At 56.0% G+C, this 15654-nt stretch carries 11 protein-coding genes, 4 tRNA genes and 2 rRNA genes (1 of these 17 cut by a window edge); all 17 read right to left on the reverse strand.

What is annotated here, in order from left to right:
* Nucleotides 1–44: 44 nt before the first annotated feature.
* Nucleotides 45–4244, reverse strand: coding sequence for a DNA-directed RNA polymerase subunit beta' (gene rpoC, locus J4D25_RS22470; RefSeq protein ID WP_008053876.1), 4200 nt, complete (start codon nucleotides 4242–4244; stop codon nucleotides 45–47).
* A 64-nt stretch (nucleotides 4245–4308) separates the two neighbouring features.
* The gene (rpoB, locus tag J4D25_RS22475; RefSeq protein WP_007984407.1) at nucleotides 4309–8382 is read right to left on the reverse strand and encodes a DNA-directed RNA polymerase subunit beta; all 4074 of its coding nucleotides are present in this window, start codon (nucleotides 8380–8382) and stop codon (nucleotides 4309–4311) included.
* 220 nt (nucleotides 8383–8602) lie between these two features.
* Nucleotides 8603–8968 carry a 50S ribosomal protein L7/L12 gene (gene rplL / locus J4D25_RS22480; protein WP_007970414.1) on the reverse strand — a complete coding sequence of 122 codons (366 nt, stop codon included), beginning with the start codon at nucleotides 8966–8968 and terminating at the stop codon, nucleotides 8603–8605.
* Between the two features lie 75 nt (nucleotides 8969–9043).
* A complete protein-coding gene (gene rplJ / locus J4D25_RS22485) occupies nucleotides 9044–9544 on the reverse strand; it encodes a 50S ribosomal protein L10 (RefSeq protein ID WP_007970413.1) in 501 nt (166 codons plus the stop codon).
* Nucleotides 9545–9742: 198 nt separating this feature from the next.
* Nucleotides 9743–10438 carry a 50S ribosomal protein L1 gene (gene rplA / locus J4D25_RS22490; protein WP_003186095.1) on the reverse strand — a complete coding sequence of 232 codons (696 nt, stop codon included), beginning with the start codon at nucleotides 10436–10438 and terminating at the stop codon, nucleotides 9743–9745.
* Nucleotides 10438–10869 carry a 50S ribosomal protein L11 gene (rplK, locus tag J4D25_RS22495; protein ID WP_007933726.1) on the reverse strand — a complete coding sequence of 144 codons (432 nt, stop codon included), beginning with the start codon at nucleotides 10867–10869 and terminating at the stop codon, nucleotides 10438–10440. Before rplK ends, rplA begins: the two co-directional genes overlap by 1 nt.
* Before the next feature lie 117 nt (nucleotides 10870–10986).
* Nucleotides 10987–11520 carry a transcription termination/antitermination protein NusG gene (gene nusG, locus J4D25_RS22500; protein WP_007984405.1) on the reverse strand — a complete coding sequence of 178 codons (534 nt, stop codon included), beginning with the start codon at nucleotides 11518–11520 and terminating at the stop codon, nucleotides 10987–10989.
* A 9-nt stretch (nucleotides 11521–11529) separates the two neighbouring features.
* Nucleotides 11530–11898 (reverse strand): preprotein translocase subunit SecE, encoded by a 369-nt coding sequence (gene secE, locus J4D25_RS22505; RefSeq protein WP_007984402.1) that lies wholly within the window; start codon nucleotides 11896–11898, stop codon nucleotides 11530–11532.
* Between the two features lie 45 nt (nucleotides 11899–11943).
* Nucleotides 11944–12019: transfer RNA gene (locus J4D25_RS22510), tRNA-Trp, on the reverse strand.
* Between the two features lie 174 nt (nucleotides 12020–12193).
* Nucleotides 12194–12269: transfer RNA gene (locus J4D25_RS22515), tRNA-Thr, on the reverse strand.
* 26 nt (nucleotides 12270–12295) lie between these two features.
* A tRNA-Gly gene (locus J4D25_RS22520) sits at nucleotides 12296–12369 on the reverse strand.
* Nucleotides 12370–12393: 24 nt separating this feature from the next.
* Nucleotides 12394–12478, reverse strand: a tRNA-Tyr gene (locus J4D25_RS22525).
* 143 nt (nucleotides 12479–12621) lie between these two features.
* The gene (locus J4D25_RS22530) at nucleotides 12622–13062 is read right to left on the reverse strand and encodes a hypothetical protein (protein ID WP_057713098.1); all 441 of its coding nucleotides are present in this window, start codon (nucleotides 13060–13062) and stop codon (nucleotides 12622–12624) included.
* A gap of 7 nt (nucleotides 13063–13069) precedes the next feature.
* The gene (locus J4D25_RS22535; protein WP_057713097.1) at nucleotides 13070–13819 is read right to left on the reverse strand and encodes a pantothenate kinase; all 750 of its coding nucleotides are present in this window, start codon (nucleotides 13817–13819) and stop codon (nucleotides 13070–13072) included.
* A complete protein-coding gene (birA, locus tag J4D25_RS22540; RefSeq protein ID WP_057713096.1) occupies nucleotides 13809–14768 on the reverse strand; it encodes a bifunctional biotin--[acetyl-CoA-carboxylase] ligase/biotin operon repressor BirA in 960 nt (319 codons plus the stop codon). Before birA ends, J4D25_RS22535 begins: the two co-directional genes overlap by 11 nt.
* 137 nt (nucleotides 14769–14905) lie before the next feature.
* Nucleotides 14906–15021 (reverse strand): 5S ribosomal RNA (gene rrf / locus J4D25_RS22545).
* 158 nt (nucleotides 15022–15179) lie between these two features.
* A 23S ribosomal RNA gene (locus tag J4D25_RS22550) occupies nucleotides 15180–15654 on the reverse strand (it continues 2417 nt past the right edge of the window).

Here is a 15654-nt window from a genome sequence, read left to right on the forward strand (position 1 = left end):
GATGAACGGAGTGACCAGGGCCTCACACTCATTTACCGCAGAACTCAGTTACCGCTCGAGTTCAGCGCTTCGGTCAGTGCAGCTTCCACTTCACTGGCGCTGACGCGCAACGGCTTGTCTGCATCACGGCGGCGCTTACGCTCGCTGTGATAAGCCAGGCCGGTACCAGCCGGGATCAGACGACCCACGACCACGTTTTCTTTCAGGCCGCGCAGGTAATCGCGCTTGCCGGTTACCGCCGCTTCGGTCAGTACGCGAGTGGTTTCCTGGAAGGAAGCCGCCGAGATGAACGATTCGGTGGACAACGACGCCTTGGTGATACCCAGCAGAACACGAGTGAACTTGGAGACAAACTTGTCTTCGCCGCTCAGACGCTCGTTCTCTACCAGTACGTGAGTCAATTCCATCTGGTCGCCCTTGATGAAACTGGAATCGCCGGATTCAGCGATCTCAACTTTACGCAGCATCTGACGCAGGATGGTCTCGATGTGCTTGTCGTTGATCTTCACGCCTTGCAGACGGTAAACGTCCTGGATCTCGTTGACGATGTACTTGGCCAGCGCACTCACACCCAGCAGACGCAGGATGTCGTGTGGATCGCTCGGACCGTCGGAGATAACTTCGCCGCGGTTTACCTGTTCGCCTTCGAACACGTTCAGGTGACGCCACTTCGGAATCAGCTCTTCGTACGGATCGCTACCGTCGTTCGGGGTGATAACCAGACGGCGCTTGCCCTTGGTCTCTTTACCGAACGCGATGGTGCCGCTGACTTCAGCCAGAATCGACGCTTCTTTCGGACGACGGGCTTCGAACAAGTCGGCAACACGCGGCAGACCACCGGTGATGTCTCGAGTTTTCGAAGTCTCTTGCGGGATACGAGCGATAACATCACCGATCGCGATCTTCGCACCATCCGCTACACCGACCAGGGCGTTGGCTGGCAGGAAGTACTGAGCGATAACGTCAGTTCCTGGCAGCAACAGATCCTTGCCGTTGTCGTCGACCATCTTCACGGCAGGACGGATGTCTTTACCGGCAGCTGGACGATCTTTGGCGTCGAGTACTTCAATGTTGGTCATACCGGTCAATTCGTCAGTCTGACGCTTGATCGTGATGCCTTCTTCCATGCCCACGTAGGTCACGGTACCTTTCATTTCGGTAACGATCGGGTGAGTGTGCGGATCCCACTTGGCCACGATGGCGCCAGCTTCGACCTTGTCACCTTCTTTAACCGAAATCACGGCACCGTACGGCAGCTTGTAACGCTCACGCTCACGACCGAAGTCATCAGCGATGGCCAGCTCACCGGAACGGGACACGGCAACCAGGTGACCATCCACTCGCTCAACATGCTTCAGGTTGTGCAGACGGACGGTACCGCCATTCTTCACCTGAACGCTGTCGGCTGCGGAGGTCCGGCTTGCCGCACCACCGATGTGGAACGTACGCATCGTCAGCTGGGTACCTGGCTCACCGATGGACTGGGCAGCGATAACGCCGACCGCTTCACCGATGTTCACCTGGTGACCACGAGCCAGATCGCGACCGTAGCACTTGGCGCAAATACCGAAACGGGTTTCGCAGCTGATCGGCGAACGCACGATCACTTCGTCGATGCTGTTGAGCTCGATGAACTCGACCCACTTCTCGTCTACCAGAGTGCCGGCAGGAACGATGACGTCCTCGGTACCTGGCTTGAATACGTCACGGGCGATAACTCGACCCAATACGCGCTCACCCAGCGGCTCCACAACGTCACCGCCTTCAATGTGCGGAGTCATCAGCAGACCGTGTTCGGTGCCGCAATCGATCTCGGTTACAACCAGATCCTGCGCCACGTCTACCAGACGACGAGTCAGATAACCCGAGTTCGCCGTTTTCAACGCGGTATCCGCCAGACCTTTACGAGCACCGTGAGTGGAGATGAAGTACTGGAGTACGCTCAAACCTTCACGGAAGTTCGCGGTAATCGGCGTTTCAATGATGGAACCGTCCGGCTTGGCCATCAGACCACGCATACCGGCCAGCTGACGAATCTGTGCTGCGGAACCCCGCGCACCCGAGTCGGCCATCATGTACATCGAGTTGAAAGACTCTTGGTCGACTTCGACGCCATGACGGTCGATGACTTTCTCTTTCGAGAGGTTGGCCATCATCGCCTTGGAAACTTCGTCGTTCGCCTTGGACCAAAGGTCGATCACTTTGTTGTACTTCTCGCCCTGGGTTACCAGGCCGGAGGCGTACTGACTTTCGATCTCTTTCACTTCGTCGGTGGCTGCACCGATGATGCGGGCTTTTTCGTCCGGGATAACGAAGTCGTTAACACCGATGGAAACGCCGGAAATAGTCGAATAGGCAAAACCGGTGTACATCAACTGGTCAGCGAAGATCACGGTCTCTTTCAGACCAACCACGCGGTAGCACTGGTTGATCAGCTTGGAGATCGCCTTTTTCTTCATCGGCAGGTTGACGACGTCGTACGACAGACCTTTTGGCACAACCTGGAACAACAGCGCACGGCCGACAGTGGTGTCGACGATACGGGTGTTGGTCACGCTGCCGCCATCACGGTCGTTGACGGTTTCGTTGATCCGCACCTTGACCTTGGCGTGCAGTGCGGCTTCGCCGGCACGGAACACACGGTCAACTTCCTGCAGATCCGCGAACACACGACCTTCGCCCTTGGCGTTGATCGCTTCACGAGTCATGTAGTACAAACCCAATACAACGTCCTGCGACGGAACGATGATTGGCTCACCGTTGGCTGGCGACAGAATGTTGTTGGTCGACATCATCAACGCACGCGCTTCAAGCTGGGCTTCCAGCGTCAGCGGTACGTGCACGGCCATTTGGTCGCCGTCGAAGTCGGCGTTGTACGCGGCGCAGACCAGAGGGTGCAGCTGGATAGCCTTACCTTCGATCAGTACCGGTTCAAACGCCTGGATACCCAGACGGTGAAGGGTCGGTGCACGGTTGAGAAGAACCGGGTGTTCGCGAATCACTTCAGCGAGAACGTCCCAAACCTCTGGCAGTTCGCGCTCGACCATCTTCTTGGCAGCCTTGATGGTGGTAGCGAGACCACGCATTTCAAGCTTGCCGAAAATGAACGGCTTGAACAGCTCGAGAGCCATTTTCTTCGGCAGACCGCACTGGTGCAGACGCAGGGTCGGACCTACGGTAATTACCGAACGGCCGGAGTAGTCAACACGCTTACCGAGCAAGTTCTGACGGAAACGACCCTGCTTACCCTTGATCATGTCAGCCAGGGATTTCAGAGGACGCTTGTTGGAACCGGTGATAGCGCGGCCACGACGACCGTTGTCGAGCAGTGCGTCGACGGCTTCCTGCAACATACGCTTTTCGTTGCGCACGATGATGTCCGGAGCGGACAGATCCAGCAGGCGCTTCAAGCGGTTGTTACGGTTGATCACTCGACGATACAGATCGTTGAGGTCGGAAGTCGCGAAGCGACCGCCATCCAGCGGGACCAGTGGACGCAGATCTGGCGGCAGAACCGGCAGAACGGTCAGCACCATCCACTCTGGCAGGTTGCCGGAACCCTGGAAGGCTTCCATCAACTTCAGACGCTTGGACAGCTTCTTGATCTTGGTTTCGGAGTTGGTTTGCGGAATCTCTTCACGCAGACGGCCAATCTCGTGCTCCAGGTCGATAGCGTGCAGCAGTTCGCGGACAGCTTCGGCACCCATGCGGGCATCGAAATCGTCGCCGAACTCTTCCAGCGCTTCGAAGTACTGCTCGTCGTTGAGCAGCTGACCTTTTTCAAGGGTGGTCATGCCTGGATCGATAACGACATAGCTCTCGAAGTAGAGAACGCGTTCGATATCACGCAGGGTCATGTCCATCAGCAAGCCGATACGGGACGGCAGCGATTTCAGGAACCAGATGTGGGCAACTGGCGAGGCCAGTTCGATGTGCGCCATGCGCTCACGACGAACTTTTGCCAGCGCGACTTCAACGCCGCACTTCTCGCAGATCACACCACGGTGCTTCAAGCGCTTGTACTTACCGCACAGGCACTCGTAATCCTTTACCGGGCCAAAGATCTTGGCGCAGAACAGGCCGTCACGCTCAGGTTTGAACGTACGGTAGTTGATGGTTTCCGGCTTTTTAACTTCACCGAACGACCACGAACGGATCATCTCAGGCGATGCCAATCCGATACGGATGGCGTCGAACTCTTCGACTTGACCCTGGTTTTTCAGCAAATTCAGTAGGTCTTTCAAGGCCTTTCCTCCTGGCGGAGCAGAGAGCGGGCAATCCTGCCCCGCTCTCGATTCGCGTCACGTGTTATTCGGTTTCCAGATCGATATCGATGCCGAGGGAACGAATTTCCTTGATCAACACGTTGAAGGACTCGGGCATGCCCGGCTCCATACGGTGATCGCCATCCACGATGTTCTTGTACATCTTGGTACGGCCGTTCACATCGTCCGACTTCACTGTGAGCATTTCTTGCAGAGTGTAAGCGGCACCGTATGCTTCCAGTGCCCAGACCTCCATCTCCCCGAAACGCTGACCACCGAACTGCGCCTTACCACCCAGCGGCTGCTGGGTAACCAGGCTGTACGAACCGGTAGAACGAGCGTGCATCTTGTCGTCTACCAAGTGGTTCAGCTTCAGCATGTACATGTAGCCAACGGTAACCGGGCGCTCGAACTTGTTGCCGGTACGGCCGTCGGTCAGCTGCATCTGGCCGCTTTCTGGCAGGTCCGCCAGTTTCAGCATGGCCTTGATTTCGCTTTCCTTGGCACCGTCGAACACTGGAGTGGCCATTGGAACGCCGCCACGCAGGTTTTGAGCCAGATCCAGGATTTCCTGGTCCGAGAAGTCATCAAGGCTTTCCTGACGACCGCCGATCTCGTTATAGATCTCGTGCAGGAACTTGCGAAGCTCGGCGACCTTGCGCTGCTCTTCAACCATGCGGTTGATCTTCTCGCCCAGACCTTTGGCCGCGAGGCCCAGGTGGGTTTCAAGGATCTGACCGACGTTCATACGCGAAGGTACGCCCAACGGGTTGAGGACGACGTCAACCGGGGTGCCATTGGCATCGTGCGGCATGTCTTCAACCGGCATGATCACGGAGACCACACCCTTGTTACCGTGACGACCGGCCATCTTGTCGCCCGGCTGGATGCGACGACGGATTGCCAGGTAAACCTTGACGATTTTCAGCACGCCTGGAGCCAGGTCATCGCCCTGCTGCAGTTTGCGCTTCTTGTCTTCGAACTTGTCGTCCAGCAGACGGCGACGATCAACGATGTAGGCCTGGGCCTTCTCGAGCTGCTCGTTCAGAGCATCTTCAGCCATGCGCAGTTTGAACCACTGGCCGTGCTCAAGACCGTCGAGAACTTCGTCGGTGATGTCCTGGCCTTTCTTCAGACCGGCGCCGCCTTCGGCTTTGTGGCCGACCAGAGCGGAACGCAGACGTTCGAAAGTAGCACCTTCAACGATACGGAACTCTTCGTTCAGGTCCTTGCGGATCTCGTCCAGCTGGGACTTCTCGATCGACAGGGCACGAGCATCACGCTCAACGCCGTCGCGGGTGAAGACCTGTACGTCGATGACAGTACCTTTGGTACCGGTAGGTACACGCAGGGAAGTGTCTTTAACGTCGCTGGCTTTTTCACCGAAGATCGCACGCAGCAGTTTTTCTTCCGGAGTCAGCTGGGTCTCGCCTTTCGGAGTGACCTTACCGACCAGGATGTCGCCTGCGCCAACTTCAGCACCTACGTAAACGATACCGGCTTCGTCCAGCTTGTTCAGAGCCGCTTCACCCACGTTCGGGATGTCGGCAGTGATTTCCTCTGGGCCAAGCTTGGTGTCACGGGCCACACAGGTCAGTTCCTGGATGTGGATCGTGGTGAAACGGTCTTCCTGAACAACACGCTCGGACAGGCAGATGGAGTCTTCGAAGTTGAAGCCGTTCCATGCCATGAACGCGATGCGCATGTTCTGACCCAGTGCCAGTTCACCCATGTCGGTGGACGGACCGTCGGCCATGATGTCGCTACGCTGAACCCGATCACCCTTACGCACCAGCGGACGCTGGTTGATGCAGGTGTTCTGGTTGGAGCGGGTGTACTTGGTCAGGTTGTAGATGTCGACACCGGCTTCACCGGTTTCAACTTCGTCGTCGGCAACACGAACCACGATACGGCTGGCGTCGACGGAGTCGATCACGCCGCCACGACGAGCCACGACGCAAACGCCGGAGTCACGGGCTACGTTACGCTCCATGCCGGTACCTACCAGCGGCTTGTCAGCGCGCAGGGTTGGTACAGCTTGACGCTGCATGTTCGAACCCATCAACGCACGGTTGGCGTCGTCGTGCTCGAGGAACGGAATCAGCGACGCAGCAACCGAAACTACCTGCTTCGGCGATACGTCCATCAAGGTGACGTCTTCCGGCGCCTTGACGGTGAATTCGTTCAAGTGACGAACAGCTACCAGCTCATCGATCAGGACTTTCTTGTCGTTCATCGTGGCCGAGGCCTGAGCGATCACGTGATCGGCTTCTTCGATGGCGGACAGGAACACGATCTCGTCGGTGACCAGAGCGTCTTTCACCACACGGTACGGGCTCTCGAGGAAGCCGTACTGGTTGGTGCGCGCATAAGCGGCCAGGGAGTTGATCAGACCGATGTTCGGACCTTCCGGCGTTTCAATCGGGCATACACGACCGTAGTGAGTCGGGTGTACGTCACGCACTTCAAAGCCGGCACGCTCACGAGTCAGACCGCCAGGGCCGAGTGCAGAAACACGACGCTTGTGGGTGATCTCGGACAGCGGGTTGTTCTGGTCCATGAACTGGGACAGCTGGCTGGAACCGAAGAACTCCTTCACCGCCGCAGCCACTGGCTTGGCGTTGATCAGGTCTTGCGGCATCAGGCCTTCGCTTTCAGCCATCGACAGACGCTCTTTGACCGCACGCTCAACACGTACCAGGCCAACGCGGAACTGGTTCTCGGCCATTTCGCCTACGCAGCGAACACGACGGTTACCCAGGTGGTCGATGTCATCGACGATGCCTTTACCGTTACGGATGTCGACCAGGGTCTTCAGTACCGCGACGATGTCTTCCTTGCACAGCACGCCCGAACCTTCGATCTCGGTACGACCGATACGACGGTTGAACTTCATCCGGCCGACCGCAGACAGGTCATAGCGCTCAGGGCTGAAGAACAGGTTGTTGAACAGGGTCTCGGCAGCGTCCTTGGTTGGCGGCTCGCCAGGACGCATCATGCGATAGATCTCGACCAGCGCTTCCAGTTGGTTGCTGGTGGAGTCGATCTTCAGGGTGTCGGAGACGAACGGACCGCAGTCGATATCGTTGGTGTACAGAGTTTCGATGCGAACAACCTGAGCCTTGGCGATTTTGGCCAGGATCTCGGTGTTCAGCTCGGTGTTGCACTCTGCCAGGATTTCGCCGGTTGCCGGGTGCACGATGACCTTGGCGGTTGTACGACCCAGGACGTAGTCCAGAGGCACATCCAGCTCTTTGATCCCGGCTTTTTCCAGCTGGTTGATGTGGCGAGCGGTGATACGACGACCCTGCTCGACAATAACCTTGCCTTTGTCATCCTGAATATCGAGGACAGCGATTTCACCGCGCAGGCGCTGAGGCACCAGCTCCAGGCTCAGGGTCTCGCCCTTCACGTGGAATACGTTGGTGGTATAGAACGCGTCCAGCACTTCTTCAGTGGTATAGCCCAGCGCGCGCAGCAGTACCGAGGCAGGCAGCTTGCGACGACGGTCGATACGCACGAATACGCAGTCTTTCGGGTCGAACTCGAAGTCCAGCCACGAACCGCGGTAAGGGATGATGCGCGCGGAGTACAGCAGTTTACCGGAGCTGTGCGTCTTGCCACGGTCGTGGTCGAAGAACACGCCTGGCGAACGGTGCAGCTGGGAAACGATTACACGCTCGGTACCGTTGATTACGAAGGTACCGTTCTCAGTCATCAGGGGGATTTCACCCATGTAGACTTCTTGCTCTTTGATGTCCTTGATCGCTTTGTTCGACGACTCTTTGTCGAAAATGATCAGGCGCACTTTTACCCGCAAAGGTACGGCGTAAGTTACACCGCGCAATACGCATTCTTTGACATCAAATGCCGGTTCGCCCAGGCGATAACCGACGTACTCCAGCGCAGCATTGCCGGAGTAGCTGATGATCGGGAAAACGGATTTGAAGGCCGCATGCAGGCCCACGTCGCGGAACTGATCTTTAGTCGCTCCCGCTTGCAAGAATTCACGATACGAATCCAGCTGGATGGCCAGGAGGTACGGCACATCCATGACGTCCGGCAACTTGCTAAAGTCCTTGCGGATACGTTTTTTCTCAGTATATGAGTAAGCCATCAGCGTTCCCCAGCTTGGTCACCTGCTTGTTTGGCCCCTCCCGACGGGAGCAGCCAGAAAATCGTGCAAACCCCATGGTTTGCGCCACCGCATCGGGTGGTTACAGCACGTTATCAGCACCGACCCAGTCGGCTGCCAATAACGGAAAAAGGCCGGTGGCAAGAGCCACCAGCCATCAGCCTGTCGCTTAACGCTCGGGCTGGAGGAGCAAAGTCGATGCTTACTTCAGCTCGACTTTAGCGCCTGCTTCTTCCAGAGCTGCTTTGGCTTTGTCAGCTGCGTCTTTGGCAACAGCTTCCAGAACCATGGCAGGTGCGCCGTCAACTACAGCCTTGGCTTCTTTCAAGCCCAGACCGGTCAGTTCACGTACAGCCTTGATCACGTTAACTTTCTTCTCGCCAGCTTCGGTCAGCATGACGTTGAATTCGGTTTGCTCTTCAGCAACGGCAGCAGCAACAGCTGGACCAGCCGATGCAGCAGCAGCGGTAACGCCGAATTTTTCTTCGAAAGCTTTGATCAGCTCAACAACTTCCATTACGGACATGTTGCCAACTGCTTCAAGGATATCGTTCTGAGAGATAGACATGAATCTAATTCCTGATATTGGGGACGGCCTACGCGACCATCGAAAAAAACAAAAAACGCGAGAAGTTGACGAGCCTTAGGCTGCAGCAGCTTCTTTCTGGTCGCGAATTGCCGCCAGAGTACGAGCCAACTTGCTGGTAGCGCCTTGAATCACGCTCATCAGCTGAGAAATTGCTTCGTCACGGGTCGGCAGAGTTGCCAGTACGTCGATTTGGTTAGCTGCGAGGAACTTGCCCTCGAACGCAGCTGCCTTGATCTCGAACTTGTCCTGACCCTTTGCGAATTCCTTGAAGATCCGAGCAGCAGCGCCTGGATGTTCTTTGGAGAACGCAATCAGGGTAGGGCCAGTGAACACGTCGTTGAGGACACTGAATTCAGTGTCCGCAACAGCGCGCTTGAGCAGGGTGTTACGTACAACACGTACGTAAACGCCAGCTTCACGAGCCTCTTTACGGAGTCCGGTCATCGCGCCTACTGTTACGCCACGGGCATCAGCCACGACAGCGGACAGAGCGACTTTGGCAGCCTCGTTGACTTCAGCGACGATGGCCTTCTTGTCTTCGAGTTTAATTGCCACGGGTTTAACTCCTGCTTGTTACCGTTTCATCTGGTCGAAACCGGATGTCGTTTTGGTGTCTGATTCGGTAAGGAACCGGGAGCACCATCTGCGTAGGCTTGTGGTTTAAGACTTGCGTCGCCTACGGTCTTGGATAGCCCCCGCCAGGCAGGGACCCCAATTTTTCAATTGGCGCAATCGCTTGCACCAATCTGTGTCTTACGCGTCGAGCGAGCTTTGGTCGATGACCAGACCTGGGCCCATAGTGGTGCTCAGGGTAACGCGCTTGACGTAAATGCCTTTCGAGGAAGCTGGCTTGATACGCTTCAGATCAGCGATCAGGGCTTCAACGTTTTCCTTCAGCTTGACGGCGTCGAAGCCGATCTTGCCAACGGAAGTGTGGATGATGCCGTTTTTGTCGGTGCGATAACGAACCTGACCAGCCTTGGCGTTTTTAACCGCGGTAGCTACGTCTGGGGTTACGGTGCCGACTTTAGGGTTAGGCATCAGGCCACGTGGACCGAGGATCTGACCCAACTGACCTACAACGCGCATTGCATCCGGGGATGCGATCACTACGTCATAGTTCAGGTCGCCGCCTTTCATTTCGGCAGCCAGGTCGTCCATGCCTACGCGGTCAGCGCCGGCAGCCAGAGCGGCTTCAGCAGCTGGACCCTGGGTGAACACAGCAACGCGAACGGTCTTGCCAGTGCCGTGTGGCAGCACAGTAGCGCTACGAACGACCTGGTCGGATTTACGCGGGTCAACACCCAGGTTTACAGCTACGTCGAACGACTCGCTGAACTTGACAGTCGACAGCTCGGCCAGCAGGGCAGCAGCGTCTACAAAGTTGTAGGCCTTGCCTGCTTCGATTTTGCCGGCGATAGCCTTTTGACGCTTGGTCAGCTTAGCCATTACACACCCTCCACGTTAAGGCCCATGCTACGAGCAGAACCGGCGATGGTACGCACGGCTGCTTCCATATCAGCTGCAGTCAGATCCGCGTTTTTGGTTTTCGCGATTTCTTCCAGCTGAGCACGGGTCACGGTGCCAACCTTAACGGTGTTCGGACGAGCGGAACCGCTGGTCAGACCGGCCGCCTTCTTCAGCAGAACCGAAGCAGGGGTGGATTTGGTTTCGAAAGTGAAGCTACGGTCGCTGTAGACAGTGATGATCACTGGAGTCGGCAGACCTGGCTCAAGACCCTGAGTACGGGCGTTGAAAGCCTTGCAGAATTCCATGATGTTCACGCCGTGCTGACCCAGAGCAGGACCAACAGGTGGGCTTGGGTTAGCCTGAGCGGCCTTCACTTGCAGCTTGATGTAAGCGGTAATCTTCTTGGCCATGAGGCACTCCAATTACGGGTTCGAACGCCTCGAGAGGCTCCCCGGTTACTTGCGCGTTTATCCCAGTGACGACAAAACCCCACAGCCTACGGCTGCGGGGTTGGGATTTTTGTTCAACTAGACCTTTTCGACCTGGCTGAACTCGAGCTCCACCGGAGTAGAGCGACCGAAAATGAGCACTGCGACCTGAATCCGGCTCTTTTCGTAGTTAACTTCTTCAACAACACCGGTAAAGTCCGCAAACGGACCGTCGTTGACACGCACCGACTCACCCGGCTCGAACAACGTCTTCGGCTTTGGCTTGTCGCTGCCATCGGCAACGCGACGCAGAATGGCTTCTGCTTCTTTATCGGTGATTGGCGCAGGCTTATCAGCAGTACCGCCGATGAAACCCATCACCCGAGGAGTATCCTTGACCAAGTGCCAAGTACCCTCGTTCATATCCATCTGCACCAGCACATAGCCAGGGAAGAATTTGCGTTCGCTTTTGCGCTTCTGGCCATTGCGCATTTCAACCACTTCTTCAGTGGGAACCAGAATCTCGCCGAAGCCATCTTCCATACCGGCCAGCTTTACGCGCTCGATCAGCGAGCGCATTACATGCTTCTCGTAACCGGAGTAAGCATGCACAACATACCAACGCTTAGCCACGGGACACCCTTAGCCGACGATCAAGGAAACAAGCCAGCCGAGCAGGGAATCAAGCCCCCACAACAGCAACGCCATAACCAGGACAACAGCCACAACGATCAACGTGGTCTGCGTGGTTTCTTGGCGAGTTGGCCAAACGACTTTACGAATTTCGGTGCGCGCTTCCTTAACCAGTACAAAGAAAGACTTGCCCTTGACCGTCTGCAGGCCTACAAAGGCAGCTACAGCAGCAATAGCAAGCAATGCGAGTACGCGGTACAGGATCGGCGAAGCAGAAAAGTACTGATTGCCAACAACGCCAACAACCACCAGAGCGACTACTACAAGCCACTTGAGGAGGTCGAAACGAGAGCCTTGAGCTTCAGCTTTAGGAGTCATCTATGAAGATCCTGTGAAAAGAAAGCCAGACACACCGAGTGAATCTGGCAGGTCAGGAGGGAATCGAACCCCCAACCTACGGTTTTGGAGACCGTCGCTCTGCCAATTGAGCTACTGACCTAAAACAAAATCAGGCCGACCATTATGCCGACCCGAAAAAGACTTTACAACACTTACCAGGCAATCCTGGTTGCAACGCCGGCATTCTCGACACCGGCAACCTTCAGAAACACAATCAGGCGCAACCACTACCACCTAAAACAAAGGCAGATATTTTCATATCTGCCTTGTTATATGGAGCTCTTGAGCGGATTTGAACCGCTGACCTCACCCTTACCAAGGGTGTGCTCTACCAACTGAGCTACAAGAGCGTAACACTGTGCAAAACCTGTAAACTTGGAGCGGGTAGCGGGAATCGAACCCGCATCATCAGCTTGGAAGGCTGAGGTTCTACCACTAAACTATACCCGCGAGGCTTACAGCTCTCGCTAAAAATGGTGGAGGGGGAAGGATTCGAACCTTCGAAGTCGTAGACGTCAGATTTACAGTCTGATCCCTTTGGCCGCTCGGGAACCCCTCCTAAGCGAGCCGGCATTCTACATCATGCCAGCCTTCTGTCAAGCATTTTTCTCATTAAAAACCTGAGCTTAGCTGCGTTGACCTCGCTTCACACCGTTAACCGTTTCCGGTGTTCGCTGTGGAGCGGGCGCCATTCTATGCAAACTATTCGATGGGTGCAACCCCCTCGCACGGCATTATTTTATGTTTTAACTCATTGAATTCTTTAGAAAGGTTTAGCAGCTGCAAATCGTCCAGCCAACGCCGGCTTTCCGGCGCGATACGCACCCAATACCCTGCCCCTTCGGTCGCAGCTTTCGGCAGAGACTGATACTTGACCTCCATCCCGCTCAAACGACGCTCAACCGCCTGCGCGGCCTCCTGGCGCGTATAGCCGCCCAGATAAAGGCAGCCATTGTCTGTCGAGACAGCCTTACCCTTATCCTTGGAGACGTCACCTGCTTCGCTCAACAAGCGGATATCTTGTTGAGACCCGCGATACAGACTCAAAGGCGTGACATCCTTCGCGCGCAGAGGAGCCTCTTGTTGATGCCAGATGTAGTAGAAGCCATTGAGGACAAGCAGCAGCAGAAACAACCAACGCATAAAAACCTCAGGACAAGGGACAGGCCATGGCCAATCCGACAAACACCAAGTCCGGAACAACCCTGGCCTGAGGCACGGCCTCAGTAACCAGGCTCGCATCCCCCCCGGTGAGGAATACGACAAAGTCCTCACCCCAATAGCTGCGCGCCAACTCGAGCTGAGTCATTACGAAGCCGCGCAACATCAACAGACAGCCACGCTCTACAGCCTCGACAGTCGCGCGCCCCGGGACAAGACTTTCCAGAGCCTGCTCGGCCGCCAGATCCCCATAACGAATTTTGCGAGTGTGGGTGCGCAATTGGTTTCGCATCAACGGCATCCCCGGACAGATGAAACCACCCAGGTGCTCTCCATCCGCCGCGATAAAGTCAGCAGTCACCGCCGTACCGAAGTCGAGCACCAGGCACGCACCCGAAGCCAGATGAAAGCCTCCGAGCATTGCAAGCCACCGGTCCAGACCCAGCCGCTCAAACTCCTCATACCCATTGCGCACACCTGACATTTCGCGCGCTGGCGTTGCGCACACAACCGGCACATCAAAGGTATCCCTGAGCAAAGACGTAAGCGCAGCGGTTTCCTCCGCGGTCCTGACGCTCACCAGCCGGCAAAACGTGAGGGTAAGCCCTTTGAGCCCCCCCAACCCCTCCAGCAATGCGAGATTGGAATCGACGACTCCCTCACCAAGCACCCGCCCGGCATCAACGGCAAGCACACGCCACTTGATGAAACTATTCCCACAATCGAGCTCAAGAATCATCACGCAACCTCAGGCTCAACTCACCACCACTGAAGACTTTCTCCACACCATCCACCTTCAGGCGCAAGGCGCCTTGGCCATCGATACCAAGTACCTCACCATCAATTTGATTGACACCGGCAATCAACGACACGCTTCGCCCCTGCCACAGATGATTTTGCTCCCACTCCGACTGGATGGCCAAAAAACCACCCGCCTGGTGACGAGCCAGGTATCGCTGCAGCATCTCCCCCAACACCGCGACCAATTGGTTGCGATCAAACAATTTGCCTGACTCGAGCCGCAGGGATGTCCATTGCTGGTCCACTTCGTCAGCGGACTGCATGTTCACATTGATTCCCACTCCCAGGACCACGTGACACACATCTGCAGGATCACCAACCAACTCGAGCAGTATCCCCGCGATTTTTTTCTGACCTACAAGGACATCGTTAGGCCATTTCAATCCAGCGGCTGCAATACCGAGTTCACGCAACGTCTGCAAGACAGCGAGCCCAACGACGAGACTCAAGCCCTCCAACTGACGCATCCCACCATCAATGCGTAGCACCAGGCTGTAATAGACGTTTTCTGCGAATGGACTAACCCACTTGCGACCACGTCGCCCACGCCCGGCTGTCTGCCGCTCCGAAAGCACCACAAACGGCGCCGCTTGCCCACGCTCAATAGCGCGCAGCGCCTCGGCATTAGTGGAGTCGATTGAATCGTAAACCCGGACGGGCCAGTTGCAAGAAAGCGCCTGAGCGCTTATCTCGGCAGGATCGAGCAGCGCCAATGGCGCGGACAATTGATAGCCGCGCCCACGAACCTTATGAATAGACAAACCCAGCTCAGCTTCCAAATGCTGAAGCTGCTTCCACACAGCACTACGGCTGACGCCCAGGGCAGCACCTAATGCTTGACCCGAATGGAATCGGCCATCTTTAAGAAGCTTTAACAACGTCAGCATGCAGGTCTCGCCTCACAATGAGGCCCGCATGATAGCCACGCACCGAGCGATTGCATAGAAATCCAGTAGCCGTGACTTTCCCGCGGACAAAAACAAAACCCCTACCTGCATACGCAGATAGGGGTTTCGGAATTTAATCTTGACGATGACCTACTCTCACATGGGGAAACCCCACACTACCATCGGCGATGCATCGTTTCACTGCTGAGTTCGGGATGGGATCAGGTGGTTCCAACGCTCTATGGTCGTCAAGAAATTCGGGTACTGAGTCGTGGCCGGTTGGCCTCGCTTCAGCAAATTGGGTATGTGACAGCTTTCGGTGTTTTGTGAGCGTCGAACTTTCGGTTCTTTCGTCTTCACACACCGCAATCTGATGCTTCTTTCGAAGTAAGCAAATTGCTTGGGTGTTATATGGTCAAGCCTCACGGGCAATTAGTATTGGTTAGCTCAACGCCTCACAGCGCTTACACACCCAACCTATCAACGTCGTAGTCTTCGACGGCCCTTCAGGGGACTCAAGGTCCCAGTGAGATCTCATCTTGAGGCAAGTTTCCCGCTTAGATGCTTTCAGCGGTTATCTTTTCCGAACATAGCTACCCGGCAATGCCACTGGCGTGACAACCGGAACACCAGAGGTTCGTCCACTCCGGTCCTCTCGTACTAGGAGCAGCCCCTCTCAAATCTCAAACGTCCACGGCAGATAGGGACCGAACTGTCTCACGACGTTCTAAACCCAGCTCGCGTACCACTTTAAATGGCGAACAGCCATACCCTTGGGACCGGCTTCAGCCCCAGGATGTGATGAGCCGACATCGAGGTGCCAAACACCGCCGTCGATATGAACTCTTGGGCGGTATCAGCCTGTTATCCCCGGAGTACCTTTTAT

The organism is Pseudomonas sp. GW456-L13, assembly GCF_017350115.1.
Taxonomy (GTDB): domain Bacteria; phylum Pseudomonadota; class Gammaproteobacteria; order Pseudomonadales; family Pseudomonadaceae; genus Aquipseudomonas; species Aquipseudomonas jessenii.